Genomic DNA, 14647 nt, shown 5'->3' on the forward strand with positions numbered 1-14647 from the left:
AACTTATGTGTTTTTTCGAACTGGAGAGGTGCGTTCTGGGATGACGGTCAAAATTAAAGGAGTATAAGGATATGCTTACCGACGCGGCCCTTAAGAATCTGAAACCAAAAGACAAAGTCTACAAGGTGACCGACCGCGACGGGATGTATGTTAGGGTTGGGACAAACGGTACAATCTCATTCCGCTACGACTACCGGATACACGGTAGGCGCGAGACAGTGACCTTCGGCAAATACTGCGCTTCCGGACTCTCGCTGGCCCGCGCTCGTGAAAAGTGCATCGATGCCAAGCGCATGATCCAGGAAGGCCTGTCGCCTGCGATCGAGAAGCAGCGCGACAAGCGCCGGATCAAGGAAGCAAAGAGCTTCGGCGAGTTTGGCGAGAAGTGGCTGACGGCGGGGCCGATGGCAGACAGTACGCGCGCCATGCGCCGCTCGATCTTCGAGCGCGAATTGGTGCCGTATTGGCGTAACCGGCTGCTGACCGAGATCACACCGGGCGATCTGCGCGCGCATTGTCTTGCGATCGTCGATCGCGGCGCGCCTGCGACCGCGATCCATGTCCGGGACATCGTGAAACAGATTTTTGGGTTCGCAATCTTGTACGGCGAAAAGGTCACCAACCCGGCTGACGAGGTTGGCCCATCATCAATCGCAACTTTTGTCCCCAAGGACCGCTCTTTGTCACCGAGCGAGATCAGAGTGTTGTTTCGGTGCATCGAGAAGGTTGCGACGCTGCCGACCATCCGTCTCGGCATGAAATTTTTTCTGCTTTCGATGGTGCGCAAAAGCGAATTGCAGGATGCGGTCTGGGATGAGGTCGATTTCGAGAACGCGGTATGGTCGATCCCCAAGGAACGCATGAAGCGTTCAAAGGCGCACAATGTCTATCTGTCACAGCAGATGCTCGACATCCTCATTGCGCTCAAGACCTGCGCTGGAAATTCGAGATACCTACTTCCTTCGCGCTACGATGCCGACGCGCCGATGTCGCGCGCGACTTTCAACCGAGTTACCTATTCAGTTGTCGAGCAAGCGCGCAAGGACGGTCTTCCTCTCGAACCGTTCACTGTTCACGATCTCCGTCGCACCGGGTCGACGCTCCTCAACGAACTTGGATTCAACAGTGACTGGATTGAAAAATGCTTGGCGCATGAAGATGGCCGGTCATCACGCGGCGTCTATAACAAGGCCGAATACGAGCTGCAGCGCCGCCACATGATGCAAGAATGGTCCAATACAGTGGATGCCTGGATCGCTGGACAGAAATATGCGCCGGTCATTCTGCCACCTTCGGCCCCTATGTTGGCAATGGATCCGAGCCTCTGACGGGGCGAGAACGACGATGACGCACATCGACCTGCTGTCCGCGCTCGATCGGACAAGTCCGTCGCGACGCCAGCCATTCTTCGACTTCGGCAAGATCCCAAACGACGCACCGGGGTGACAAAGCAAAGCGACATGGAAATTCACCACGCTGTTCCATGCCGAAGATCGTGCTGTCTGCGAGCGGCACCATTTCTTTGAGCTGTCGCCGTCTAATTGTCCGCGTAAAGGAAGGCTGTGTCATGAACGTGTCCGGCATTTCTCCAGTAATGACTCGCAGAGTGCGCATGACTCTAACGGTTTTAAACACGTTTTTTGCTGGAACGGGCGTTAGCGTAACATTGGGCATGATCTGCAGCGATGGAGTGCATAACGTGTGGTATTTTCGCTGGAGGCCTATCTAGGGATACCTCTAGTGTAGAATCACCGATTTATATCAGTATATTAGCTACGCTACAGTTTTCCTTCTCTGGCGGCAGTTTCTGCTTCGGTGATTATCCGAGATAAGGATCGTCAACATATTTTATGTCAAGCAATTGGAATCGACCTCTAACCTTATTTTACAATTCACTCGTTTACTAAAAGTCCCTTGGCTAGCTTTCGATATGCAGCTCGCGCTAGACGACTTGCGTCTTGTGGATTGTGGGCTGCCATGATCTGCAGGACCCCTTGAGAGAATGCTCCAAAAAGTAAGTGTGCCATCATTGGTACGAGCGATCGATCGATAAGGCCTTCGTCGGCGACATGATGAAGCGCATGTTCGCCTAACTCAACCCTGAGTCGCTCTTGGATCATATTCCACTCGTTTATTCCAAGAACTGAAGGACCGTCGATCAAGAGCAAACGGCGAACACGCGGATCTTCGTACGCATCAAACAATCTATCACCACCGGTGACAATTTCATCGACAGTATGTTCGTCCGTTTCCGTCGTCGTGTCTTCAACATGCTCAATAATTTTGTCTAGAGTTGCAACGCAAGCGGCACGGAACAGTTCACGTTTGTCCTTGAAAGAATGATAGACCGCTCCTTTAGTACAACCAGCTTCCGATGCGACATCGTCGACCGAGGCGCCCGAATAGCCGCGTTCTGCGAACAACTTTTGAGCGGCGTAAACGATTTTTATTGAATTACTGGTTGACTCCATACTTTCAGTATGGATACATACCGAGAGTATGGCAAGGCACTATTCAATTAAATTGCGCGCTGCAATTCTCACTGCATTGACTCTTGCGCTGGCAGCAGCGTGTTTCGGATTTTGGCTTGGTGGATGGTCCGAAAACGGCGCAGTTCTGGCATCGCGCTACACTGCGCGCGTATCCTTTTATTGGTTCATCGCTGCTTGGTCAGCGTCCTCAATTGCTTCAATTTGGCCGGGAGGCTGGCGATTACAGTTGCTAAAACGCAGGCGCGCGATTGGCTTAGGTTTTGCCACAGCGTTTGGCGTTCACTTCGCGACCTTTTTCACAGCTATCTATGTATTTGATCACAGCAGTGAAATTACCAAGATCATTGGCGGCGGCATAGGTTATCTTTTTGCGGCGGCTATGGCAGCAACTTCCAACGACTGGTCTATAAAAACGTTAGGGCCGCGCCGCTGGAAACTCTTACATGCATTGGGTGGCTGGATTTTATTCGCGATTTTCAGTTTATCCTACTTCAATTCGTTGGAGCCGAAACCGTTTAGCGCCATTCCCGCCTTGCTGGTGGTAGTGGTGGTTATTTATCTGAGATTGGTAGTAACGACAAAACGCTTTCGACAACATCGATCGCGGCATGTAACATTATTGACCCAATAAACCGATTAAAACAGGCTGTGTTTTTACAATGTGAAAGATATCCAGCGACCATTACAAACCCGACAATTTGCTCGTTGGTGTCGGATAACAATCGATGTGGTAGCGCGTTGATCGCTTCGATCTATTGCGTCCTGTCGGCGGCAAGTCACTTTAAATGCATTTGAAACCTGCCCTAACCGACCGTGGAGGAAGAATTATGACCTTGAGAACTTTATTTGCAGGCGCGCTATTATTTCTCGCATCTGGTAGTCCTGCTTTGCATGCCGAAGCGGAGATAGATAACTCGCCCGACGAAGCAGAACTTCTAAAATTGGTAGATCAGTGGTGGCCTAGTTTTTCGCGTCGGCTCCAATTACAGGATAGGCTGACTGAAACGCCGAGCCGGCTTGCTGGCTTGCCGCAAGCAATTTGCCGGAAGGTAATCCCACGCACTTTCGAATGTGTCTCGCTTATTGAATACGAGTATTCAAACGGCAAGCATGCAAATGCGCTTCTGAGGCATAGCGTTTCGAGAGATGCGGAAGGGACACTGCTCGATGCAATAGTAGTCGTAGAGACACCTGCACCCAAGCAATAGGCTTCAGAACGCTGCAACTGCCATTCAACAGTTCGGTTCGGGCAAGCGCCAGTGAGGGGAAAAAGGCCCGTCGGTCAGGCGCTTGTCGCGGAACTTGCCATGCGGGCGTTCTGGGCAGTGCCCTGCCTTTCCATGCGTTACCTTTTCGTACAGCGTTGATTAGTCCTTGTATGTAACCGTTCATCGGCGCGCCTGAAACCAGCGCCCACCTGCTCTCGCTCCGGCTTCTTACGCGCAAGCCTTATCCAAATTAGATCCGCAGCAGATTCTTTTTGTTTGGCTTGGCCCCTCCGTGCGCCAGAAAATACTCCCGACGGCACTAACAAATTGTCCTCAGTGCATTATTGCGACACAGATCCAAGGCAAGGCTTCACAGAAGCCCGCCTAAAACTTACGCCGTAAAAATTTGCGATAAATTTCAAAATTAATCGCTGCGGATTAACACCAATGTCGGCGCGCCTATTTCGCGTAACGTGACACTTAGACGCAAACATTTAGCCACGGCCCAGTGCTTTTTTGGGGAGGATAGCTAACGTGCACGAATAGTTTCTTTACCAAAATACGGTTGAAGCTTTTTGGGGATTCGAACTGATCTATCAAGCTGCTGGTTATTTTCTAACAGCGCAATCATAGCACGTCCAATAGCTAGGCCAGTGCCATTGAGTGTATAAACGAAAGCATTTTTGTTTGTATCCTTCATTTTGTATTTAATATTTAGGCGACGGGCCTGATAATCAGTGCAATTACTCGTACTAGTTACTTCGCCAAACTCTCCGCCATCCCCTCGTTTAGGCATCCATGCTTCAAGGTCGTATTTTCGGTAAGCGGGCGCCCCAAGGTCACCGGAAGCAATATCTATGATTCGGAAAGGAAGCTCTAGATCCTCAAATATCTTTTTCTCGATCGCAAGAAGTTCGTTATGAAGCCTCTCGCCATCTTCTGGTTTGCATATTGCTACCATCTCGACTTTCTGGAACTGATGAACTCGGTACAGCCCTCTTGTTGCTCTACCGGCGGCTCGTTCTGTACGAAAGCAGTGGCTCAATCCGGCAACCCTAACCGGGAGATCTTCTTCATTGATAGTAGTGTCGGCATACATCCCGCACAGAACGATTTCCGACGTCGCGATAAGGTTCAGTCCGTCGTGGCCGAGAGTAAAAGTGTTCGACTCGTCCCCTCTTGGAAAATATCCTGTGCCTTCCATAGTTTTATCGTTTGCCACATCGGGTGTTATAAGAAGCTCGTAACCGGCTTCCATTACTCTATCCAAAGCAAAGCGCATCAGCGCAATTTCTAAAAGAGCAAGATCACCTTTGATAAAGTAAAAGCCAGGCTTGGCTACCTTTGTACCGGAATCCATGTCGAGCATCCCTAATTCCTCGCCGAGATCCTTATGGTCTAAAATTGCATAATCAAAGTTCGGCTTTGGATATTTTGACCTATATATTTCTTGGCTATTGGCTTCCTCACCGATTGGCGAGTCTGGATGTGTTAAGTTGGGAATTTGCTTTAAAAGAATGTCCGATTTTTCAGCAACCTCCACCAGGTCAGCTTTAATAAGGCGCGCTTCTCGTTTTAATTCTTTCGCACGCTCGTGGTCTACTTCCGCCTCAACGCTTCGCTGTTTAGCCAACCTATTCATCTCTTGCTGAATTTGCTGCAACCTGCGCTCGAGGTTCAATCTGGCTTTTTCAGTTCGAACAAAGCTATCAACGTCTACTAAAGCCCTGCGCTTGGCGCAGTTATCTCTGACCATTTCTAAATTTTGAATTATAAATTTTCTATCCAGCATATTTTGCCTTCTTGTGTAAAATTGTTGCTACACACCCCCTGAACCCATGATCAAAAAACGATAATATGTCCATTCTGCGTAAATGAGTGAATATCAATCGAGTAAAGCCAACGATAAACAATTTCTGTCTCGACAACGGTGTTCACCAATGTCGATGATATCTTTGGTCGTTCGTGTTCGTTCTCTATTCACGATGTACTGCTGCCGACTCACGATGGCTCACTGTATCAAAATTGATACCATAATTTAGATGCGAAACACCCAGAATGGTCAGCCAAAGATCGAAATTTAGATCCAATCATAATTATTCAAAGATCTTCGCGTGCTCGCACGTATGTGAACTTGGACTTGTATGCGATTATGGGTCGTTCGAAATATTTAAATGATAAGTGAGCGAAAAGAACGCATAAAACCAGCACCAATCCCGTTGCAGTAGCATTCACCACGCCATGCTTTGAACTGAGTTCCAGGAAAGGCATCGCTTTATCGAAGATCAAAACAAATAGAAGCGAATGCACAAGATATAACCCAAAAGATATGCGCCCGAGGTGGCGCATCCATTCGGGTATAATGGTGCCGGGGATTCCAAGACTGCTGATGAAGAGCATCACGGTGCCGCACAGTACGAGAAACCAACCAATGAAGGCGCCGGAGAAACTGGGCTGCGGGTCCCAACTACGAACTTCAAAAACTGAAACCGCAAGCAACCAACTTGCAAAACCCGAAAATACAAAGCAGATTCGGACAACCATAGAAAATTTTGGCAACCGTCCTCGCAAGAGAGCAGCCAGAATTACGCCCGCGGCAAAGAATTGGAATTGGAAAAAGCTATTGGTCCATTCTCCCTGGTCACCGGGAGGCCGGTCCCAAGCGTATATTCCGATGGTTAGATAAGACCCAACCAGCATTATGGCGGCCATTACCATCAGCATTCGACGTCCACCCATCGCTATTACGACTGGCGCGATCAGATAGAATTGTTCTTCAACAGAAATACTCCAGAGAGGGTCAATGGGCGCGGCAATCCACCCATTTATCGTTACATACCAGTTCCCGGCGAACAGGCTGAAAGCGATCCAAGCCAAAACATCTTGCGTTCCAACACCCGGCACGAAGACATCAAGTATGACAAGAAAAAGCAATGTTGCGAAATAAAGCGGCCAGATACGCAGGATACGTCGCACATAGAAAGCTCTAACGTCGACCGTCCCCCTGATATCGCGTTCACGCAAAAGGAGTTCCGTGATAAGGAAGGCACTCAAGAGGAAAAAGATAGGGAGCCCGAACGCCCCCATTGTTCCGAGGCGCCAAGCCCACATATCGTTCGTGGGATCTGCACCGGTATGCGCCATCCGATGCCAAAAAAAAGTTAGTAGAAACGCAAAAAACCGCAGAGCATCAAGCTCAGGCCGATAATATCGACCATCGCGCTCACTTTCTGCCTGGTGGTCAATTTTATTGAGTAAAATCATAGCAACACTCCCAATGGAATTGTTGCTAACATAATGAATTTGCTTTGATTAGAGCTGTATACGTATTCATTAATCGCGTTTTCGCCTCGTTCTAATACTCATACCAGCTTGCCCCCGAGATCATAAGGAGCAGCTGGTGCGATGAATGGCAAAACTATCTCTAACAGTAGCTGTCATGTCGCGATCTGTTTTAGTGATAAATGTTTCAAAAGCAGAAGAAACTGCCATCAAAAAACCGCTGCCGAGTGGCGTAAGGTCACGATATACTTTCTGATGACCGATCGCTTTGCTAACGGTGATCGTGCAAACGATCCACATAGTCTTCGGTCCATCAAACCAGGTAAACTGAGGGGGTTCATTAGTTGAGACATCCGCGGAACATATTAATCACACTGTGCCCGTTACAGACTTGGCCGTAGGCGCCGGTCGACATATGGAACTATCTCGTGTCCCATAGCTGTTTGGAAGAATAATGGATGGTGGCTGTAAGTCCGATCGGATTGTAGCCGCAATCGGAATTTCCAGTGCATTTGTCACGCTGCCATTGACAAGTAAGGACATCATTAAAAAGCGACGGGCTGATGTTACTTTAAGATGCGACGAAATATGCCAACTGCAAACTAGATTCTGTTAAGATGCATTTTCATCCGAGTGTAAATGAACGAAAAGTCAGTATCGAGCATCTTTCGAAAATCCACGGTCTGTTCATTTGTGAAGCCTTGTATGAATTTCAGGTCGTGCAGACGCTACTAACAGAGACTTGTGATGGATTAAATCGACCGCCTCTGTAAAACGACAATAAATTGACTTCATAGTTGATATTACCGTTCGCGGCCGGCTTCATCGAGAGTCTGCGCAATTGGACTAAGAAGGTAATCGATAATCCTTCTTTCGCCTGTCTTGATTTCAGCCTGTGCAGCTAAACCGGGGCCTATAATGCGGTCGCGACCGCGGACTCGGATAGACCGCTTATTGAGGCGAATGCGGGTTGCATAAACCAATCCCGGAGGTTGAGGGCGGCCATTACTATCTCTTGCGGTTGCCTGCCCTTGCTGGCTCAAGTCGATTGCATCGCGGCTGATGCTTTCCACGATGCCGGGAATGATCCCATAGTCGGTGAAGTTAAATGCCTCCAACTTGATGCGCACGGGCTGACCCTCGCGCACAAACCCGATGTCCTTGTTCAGGATGTTTGCCTCTACTACCACCACTGCATCATCAGGGACGATAATCATAATGGCCTGCGCAGGCTGTACGACACCGCCAACTGTAGAAACTGCCAGTTGCTGCACCGTACCGGACACTGGAGCACGCAATAACTGAAACTCCTTGCGCCGATCGGACTTTGTGACCTCCTCTTTGGAAAGACCCAATTTTTCTTGGGCTTCGGCAAGCTCGGTGACCGCTGCCCTTCCAAAGCTACCTTCCAACCTTACCAACTGAGCATCGATGTTCGCCATCGCTGCGCGCGCTTTAGACGCATTGGCCTCCTGAACTGCAATATTCTGCAGATGTTCGATCTTCAATTGCTCATATTCAAGCAACCGAATTTTGGAGAAATAGCCTTTTTCTGCGAGCTCCTGCCGTACAATCAATTGTTGATCAACCAGAGGGAGAGTTTGCCTCAGCTTGGCTACTTCTGCTTGCGCCCCGGTCAACTCAGCAGCCCTTTCAGCGCGCTGCTGAACAAGACTTGCGCGCTCTCCTTCATATTCAGCAATGGTCATTCGGACATAGTTGTTCTGGGTGCTTGCGATTTGCGACGGCGTTCCGGAAGGCGCATTGAAAATTCCACCTCGTCCTTGAACGTGGCTTAAAAGAGCCGTATTACGCGCCGCAATAACTTCGGCGGAGCGCAAGCCTTGACTGGCTTGAGCTGCATCAGCTCCAGTCAATGTAGGGTCAAGTTCCACTAATAATTGACCCGCCTCTACGTGCTGTCCATTGGCGACATGAATTTTGCGGACATAACCGATTTCGATCGGTTGAATAACCTTGACGTTGCCGGATGGGATTATTCTTCCACTCGCAGTAGCAACTACGTCAATAGTACCAACAAAAGACCAGACAAGGGCAATACTGAAGAGCACGCAAACGGAGAGCAGGAGCCATCGCAATCCAGGGCTGGGTGGTTTTTCCATGATTTCCAGCGCAGCCGGCAAAAATTCATGGTCGCTTCGCGGTCTGATCTTGGCCTGCGCCTCGTTTTGCTGCTTCCAACTCTCTTTTAGAACAACCCAGTGTCTGGCGAGTGTTTGAAATTGCCGACCAATCATTGGACGATACCCATTTGTTTGTTATACAACATCGCATAACGGCCGTTGGCGACGAGAAGCTCGTCATGCGTACCTATTTCGGTAACTTCTCCGCTTTCCACTGTAATAATCCGATTACATTGCCTCACTGCCGAAAGGCGGTGCGCAATAATTATGACAGTGCGACCTTGCGCGATGCTCGCCAGATTATTCTGAATGATCTCTTCGCTTTCGGCATCGAGCGCCGAGGTTGCTTCGTCCAGAATAAGAATGCGAGGATCATTGATCAATGCGCGGGCGATCGCCATTCGCTGACGCTGCCCGCCCGATAAATTACCTCCGCGCTCGTCAATGACCGTGTCATAGCCGTGCGTAAGGCCTAATATAAATTCATGCGCTCCAGCCAGTTGCGCTGCGGCTATCACTGCTTCCATCGGCCTAGTCGGGTCACCGAGCGCAATATTTTCGCGCACCGACCGATTGAACAATATGTTTTCCTGCAACACTACACCGATTTGGCGGCGCAACCAAGGCGGATCAACAAGTGCCAAGTCAACTCCATCCACAAGGACGCGCCCTTGCTCTGGGACATAAAGGCGCTGGATAAGCTTTGTAAGCGTTGATTTGCCCGAGCCTGAAGGCCCGACGACCCCCAACATTTCGCCAGCGTTGATATCAAGGCTTACACCACGCAAAGCTTGCGGCGCATCAGGCCGATATCGAAACCGGACTTTATCAAGCCTTATCGAACCGGTAATGGGCGGGAGGCTGGCTCGGTTCGGATTATACTCCGGCTCGGTGGGCGTATTGAGAACATCGCCCAGGCGCTCTACTGAGATGCGAACCTGTTGAAAGTCCTGCCATAATTGCGAGAGCCTCAGAATTGGTGAAGAAACCCGCCCGGACAACATGTTAAATGCTACCAATGAGCCAACCGACAGATCACCCCCGATTACCAGCTTAGCTCCAAAATACAGGATCGCGACGGTCGTTAATTTTGATACCATCTGAATTAGGTGGCTGCCCCAATTGGCCAGTTTGGCAACATCGAACCCGATATTTGTATAACTCGAAAACAACTTCTCCCATCTCTCTCTCATCTGCGGCTCTACTGCCATTGCCTTCAAAGTGCCGATACCGGTCACACTCTCAACAAGAAAAGATTGGTTTTCTGCACCGCGTCGGAATTTTTCTTCCAACATTGCGTGAAGCGATGGAGAAATAAATAGCGAGATACCAATATAAAACGGGATGGACAACAACACGACTAGAGTTAGGAGTGGCGAATAAAGGAACATAACGGCAAAAAAGACAATTGTGAAAAATAGGTCGATCACCACAGTTACCGCATTTGAGGTTAAAAACTCCCGGATACTCTCCAATTCCCGCACGCGTGCTATGCTATCCCCCACGCGGCGTGCTTCGAAATAACTAATAGGCAGATTAAGTAGGTGACGAAACATCTTCGATGAAAGCTCACTGTCTACCCTGTTGGTGGTATGAGCAAACAACCAGTTTCTAAGACCCGACATGATCGTTTCAAAAATCAGTATGACCAGCAGTCCAAAGGCAAGAACGTCAAGAGTGGTCATCGATTGGTGGACAAGCACCTTGTCGATGACCAACTGGAAAAAGATTGGCGATACCAACCCCATCAATTGTAGAAAAAAGGAACCGATTAACACATCACGCAGTGGGTTCCGGTATTTGACCAGTGCCGGAATGAACCAACTTATATCGAACGGCCGTTTAGTACCTGCGATGGCGGCGCGACTGGTCATAAGCAGAAGACGACCGGTGAAATTTTGCGCAGCTTCCTCGCCCGACCATATATCAGGATGTTCTGCGTCTCCACGCTGTATCAGATAACGTGGATTGAGATTCTCATCCTCTATCTTAAGCAGGATAACTGCTTCGCTTCCTGAGATTTCCGCCAAGGCAGGCAAAGGTGCCTTTCGAAAATCGTCTATCGGAGTATTTTTGATTCTGGCAATCAGATCAAGGCGCTTGGCAATCCGGCTAAGATCTTCAAAACTATAGGGCGCATCACCTTTACCTCGATCATGCTCAATCTGCTGAGGATCCGCTGGCGTACCCAGAAATTTTGCAAGCAGAACGAAGCAGGCCAGCGAGCGGGACGGCAACGGTTCCGCAGCAGAGCTAGGTGTCTGGGGCAACATTATTCAATGTTCCGGAAGAGTTTATGACGAATATGCTGGGGAATTCAGGTAACAGATCGAGAATCATAAAAGCGCGTCGAATACTTTGTACTCGACTGGCACCGGCTCATCTGACGTATTTTTGTAGAGTGTGAATAATATGCAACCCCCATCTGAATGCATGCGTTGATGGATTGACGCTGCAGGAACACAGATATAGTCACCGGTTGAAAAAGTACGCCCGCCTATATTCAGGTCACCTGCGATAACGATGATATGCTCGTCTTCATCATGCGGCTGACCATGCTCTTCCTCATAGCCACCAGGAACACATCGAATAAGAATGGCCTTATCCGACCATAAAGGCTTTACATCAATGCCAGTGCCATGCGCTTCCCATGCGCCTTCCGAAAAGTCTTCGACACATTTATCGCCAAGCGCGGTCAATTCGCGCGTCAAAGCCGTGTCTATGCGATCCCACAACGTTCCTGCATTACAGGCAGGCTTAGTCGCAACCAGGCCTTCTCCCAATAGCTGTTCCAGTCGTATTATTTCGCGATCTAGTTCCAGGTTGTACAGGCGCTCAAGCGATACGGCGTGACGCTCCCTAGGCGACAATATTCCCATGACATATTGGGTAGCCATTTCGTTAATATTCATTACATCGCCCTATACACATGTAATCGTTACTTCGGGAATTTGGTTTTGGATGCGTCTCGATCGAATTTTCTTACTGTTCATCGACGGTCCTTAAAATGCCTACATCGAGAATTTGACCTCGCAATTGGTTGGTTCCCCGCGTGACCCAGCTTTTGACGGTGCCAAGCGGGACGCCCAAATATAACGCAAGCTCAGCATGGCTCAGACCATAAGTGTACATTAATATAATAGCATTGCCTTGTTCGGCGGGCAAACGCTTCAGGCATTGCGCAAGCTTCTGGTCTGGCGGGTCCTGGGGCGGTGTAGAAAACTCAAGATTGTCAAGCGCTGTCTCGTCAAAATGTGTGATTGGCGTTTTCCCGAAGTCAAATGCTGCGTTTCGTGCAATTGTTCCCATCCATGCCATTGGAGTACCGCGTACAGGCTCATAGCGGCCAGCATATCGCCAAATCCGCAACAACGCTTCTTGGAGCGCATCTTCCGCCTCGACATCGTTCCGCAATATATTTGAAACAATCCGCAGCAATTGCCCCCCAATTAGGTCGTATAATTTTTTATACGCCCGCCTGTCACCGCTTGCGATTTCTTTCAGGAGTCCGGTGAGAATTAGATCATTGCGAACAGCATGCACCTTGTAATGCGTCGCAATCGAAGATTCATCAATCCTGCCGTTGGGAGCCTTCATCGACATGTCACACCGAACGTACCAAACGGCCTTTCAGTGTTGCCCCCTGCATGGGGGCTCAAATGGCTTGAGAAAAGCTCGGCTCCTGACCGCCTCCCGTATATGAAGCATGTTTTTAACTCTTGCGGCCCACCGTTTTTTTTATCCAGCATTGATAGCTCCAGTAGAGTACGTTAATGCGCGAGGATGGATTTGATAGCTTCACTCCAGCGCGATGCAGAGATTCAAAAATCTGAACAGGAGCGTTCCAATTTCTGAACGTGATGCCATGCTCGACAGGCTCGACCTGATGCGCTGGGATGACTTGAACACATTCAGGACTGTTGCGTCATGCAAAAGCCTCAGGCAGGCCGCGATCATGTTGTCGGTTTCTGTCAACACGGTCCGCAGCCGTGTCGAGCGACTGGAAACCAATCTGGGAACGACCCTCTTGAGCCGTTCGCATGACGGAATCAATTTGTCTGAAGACGGTCAGACCGTCCTAAATATTACAATGGAAATGCAGTCTTCCAGCTCGCAATTGCGCAGCGGCGTGAGCAATGATTTGCTTGTACGGCCGGGTGAATTACGCATTTGCTGTTGTGAAAGCCTGGCCACTTTCTGGCTATCGCCTCAGATCGCAGAGCTGAATAACAAGTTACCTGATCATGTGATCATGTTGCATAACGAATATAATCAAAATGTTATACACTCTCGTGATTTTGACATTTGCATCGGTTATCAGATGCCTAAAAATCCCGACGCAATTGTAAAAAAAATTGCTACCGTTCACCAAATTTTATTCGCCAGTCAAGAATACATTGATCAGTATGGCATTCCAAATTCTTTAGATGACGCCGAAAATCATAAAATAGTGCTATTTGAAGCGCCCGGATTGAATTATGAAGCTTCAAAGTTGTACATTGGCGAGGATTTATTGCAGAAAATTGTAAAGAATAAATATAACACTTCGCATTCATTTTTCAGGTCAGTTATAAATGGAGCTGGCATTGCCGTTCTTCCATCTTATGCCAAGATTATTTCAAAAAAGCTTGTGTATTTAGATTTGCCTATCAAATTCAAGTTTGATGTATGGCTCTCATTCAGCAAGACGAGTAGAAATTCGAGGGTGGTTCGAGAGGCTATAGATTGGGCGGAGAAATGCTTTGATTCTAGCATATTTCCCTGGTTTTCAGATTCGTTCGTTAATCCTAATGATTTCATGTCTATGAAACCGGATTTGGATTCTGTACGCAAAAAATTCTTTATGATGTGAATGGTCACCTCTCTACTCTGGCTGTTACAGGCCAGAAGTAGGATGTGACTTGGTTTCGGAAAGAAGGCACGTTACGCCGCTCGCACAAAGCGAGGATAAACTTACTCAGCTTTCTTGATTTCTGCTTCGATTGTCTCTCTTAGCTTTTCGCCCGCATCGGCGGCTACCGTTACCGATGTTCGATTGCCCGTCGTCACATCCAATTGGTGAAAATGAAATTGGACACCCGAAAGTGGGCCAGAAATCAAGTCCGCGAAAACCAGTTCCCGATGCTTGTTTTCATCATTGGCAAAAGGTGTGACTAGATCAACCAGCCAGATTGAATCGCCCGATTTCCATTCTTCTAAGTTCAGCCGATTTTCGGGATCGATTACGCCCCGCTCGAGCTTTGACACCGTTGGCTCGTCACATTTGGCCCAGGTTGCAAGAGCAACTGGACGATCGGCATCCCTGAACAAATAAAACTGTTCGTGAAGAAGGGCGGGCATGACCAGCCATTCCAGGTCGCCTATGGTCAAGGACCGGTGCAATTGGGATTGCGATAACAGCCAGGTCATTTCACCAAAGAGATGGCTGACTGTGGGAGTGACTTCGTCTTGCGCTTGGCGCTTCGAGGAAGCCTGTGTTGGGCGACGTTTTGATTTCTGTACCATATAAACTCCTATGTTG

Annotated in this window: 12 protein-coding genes; 3 read left to right on the forward strand and 9 right to left on the reverse strand. The window is 48.8% G+C overall.

The genetic code is table 11. From position 1 onward, the window contains the following. The first annotated feature begins 71 nt into the window (after positions 1-71). The gene (locus tag EUU23_RS10130) at positions 72-1328 is read left to right on the forward strand and encodes a tyrosine-type recombinase/integrase (protein ID WP_160354014.1); all 1257 of its coding nucleotides are present in this window, start codon (positions 72-74) and stop codon (positions 1326-1328) included. Here the strand turns inward: EUU23_RS10130 and EUU23_RS10135 are convergent. Both EUU23_RS10135 and EUU23_RS10140 read right to left on the reverse strand, forming a co-directional pair. Further along, positions 1300-1674, reverse strand: a complete 375-nt coding sequence (locus tag EUU23_RS10135; RefSeq protein ID WP_425505110.1) for a helix-turn-helix transcriptional regulator — start codon at positions 1672-1674, stop codon at positions 1300-1302. The genes EUU23_RS10130 and EUU23_RS10135 overlap by 29 nt on opposite strands. A 218-nt stretch (positions 1675-1892) precedes the next feature. Next, positions 1893-2471, reverse strand: a complete 579-nt coding sequence (locus EUU23_RS10140; protein WP_160354016.1) for a TetR/AcrR family transcriptional regulator — start codon at positions 2469-2471, stop codon at positions 1893-1895. 28 nt (positions 2472-2499) lie between these two features. On the opposite strand from EUU23_RS10140, the gene EUU23_RS10145 reads away from it, so the two are divergent. Further along, the gene (locus EUU23_RS10145; RefSeq protein WP_160354017.1) at positions 2500-3123 is read left to right on the forward strand and encodes a cytochrome b family protein; all 624 of its coding nucleotides are present in this window, start codon (positions 2500-2502) and stop codon (positions 3121-3123) included. 1106 nt (positions 3124-4229) lie between these two features. Here EUU23_RS10145 and serS read toward each other — a convergent pair. From serS to EUU23_RS10175, 6 genes are all read right to left on the reverse strand, one after another. Next, positions 4230-5492 carry a serine--tRNA ligase gene (serS, locus tag EUU23_RS10150; protein WP_160354018.1) on the reverse strand — a complete coding sequence of 421 codons (1263 nt, stop codon included), beginning with the start codon at positions 5490-5492 and terminating at the stop codon, positions 4230-4232. 308 nt (positions 5493-5800) lie between these two features. Next, positions 5801-6964, reverse strand: coding sequence for an acyltransferase family protein (locus tag EUU23_RS10155; RefSeq protein ID WP_160354019.1), 1164 nt, complete (start codon positions 6962-6964; stop codon positions 5801-5803). Positions 6965-7785: 821 nt separating this feature from the next. Then, entirely contained in the window at positions 7786-9240 is a 1455-nt protein-coding gene (locus EUU23_RS10160) for an HlyD family type I secretion periplasmic adaptor subunit (RefSeq protein WP_160354020.1), read from the reverse strand. Next, on the reverse strand, positions 9237-11399 hold the full coding sequence (locus tag EUU23_RS10165; RefSeq protein WP_160354021.1) for a type I secretion system permease/ATPase: 2163 nt from the start codon (positions 11397-11399) through the stop codon (positions 9237-9239). The genes EUU23_RS10160 and EUU23_RS10165 overlap by 4 nt, the downstream gene beginning before the upstream one ends. A 63-nt stretch (positions 11400-11462) precedes the next feature. Beyond that, positions 11463-12038, reverse strand: a complete 576-nt coding sequence (locus EUU23_RS10170) for a cupin domain-containing protein (protein ID WP_160354022.1) — start codon at positions 12036-12038, stop codon at positions 11463-11465. Positions 12039-12108: 70 nt separating this feature from the next. After that, positions 12109-12729 carry an RNA polymerase sigma factor gene (locus EUU23_RS10175; RefSeq protein WP_160354023.1) on the reverse strand — a complete coding sequence of 207 codons (621 nt, stop codon included), beginning with the start codon at positions 12727-12729 and terminating at the stop codon, positions 12109-12111. Between the two features lie 283 nt (positions 12730-13012). Between EUU23_RS10175 and EUU23_RS10180 the strand changes: the two genes are divergently transcribed. After that, positions 13013-13978, forward strand: coding sequence for a LysR family transcriptional regulator (locus EUU23_RS10180; RefSeq protein WP_246156483.1), 966 nt, complete (start codon positions 13013-13015; stop codon positions 13976-13978). 101 nt (positions 13979-14079) lie between these two features. Here EUU23_RS10180 and EUU23_RS10185 read toward each other — a convergent pair whose 3' ends face one another. Continuing rightward, the gene (locus EUU23_RS10185) at positions 14080-14631 is read right to left on the reverse strand and encodes a toxin-activating lysine-acyltransferase (protein WP_160354025.1); all 552 of its coding nucleotides are present in this window, start codon (positions 14629-14631) and stop codon (positions 14080-14082) included. Between the last annotated feature and the right edge of the window lie 16 nt (positions 14632-14647).

Origin of the sequence: Sphingorhabdus profundilacus, from assembly GCF_009769755.1 — a bacterium.
Lineage (GTDB): Bacteria > Pseudomonadota > Alphaproteobacteria > Sphingomonadales > Sphingomonadaceae > Sphingorhabdus_B > Sphingorhabdus_B profundilacus.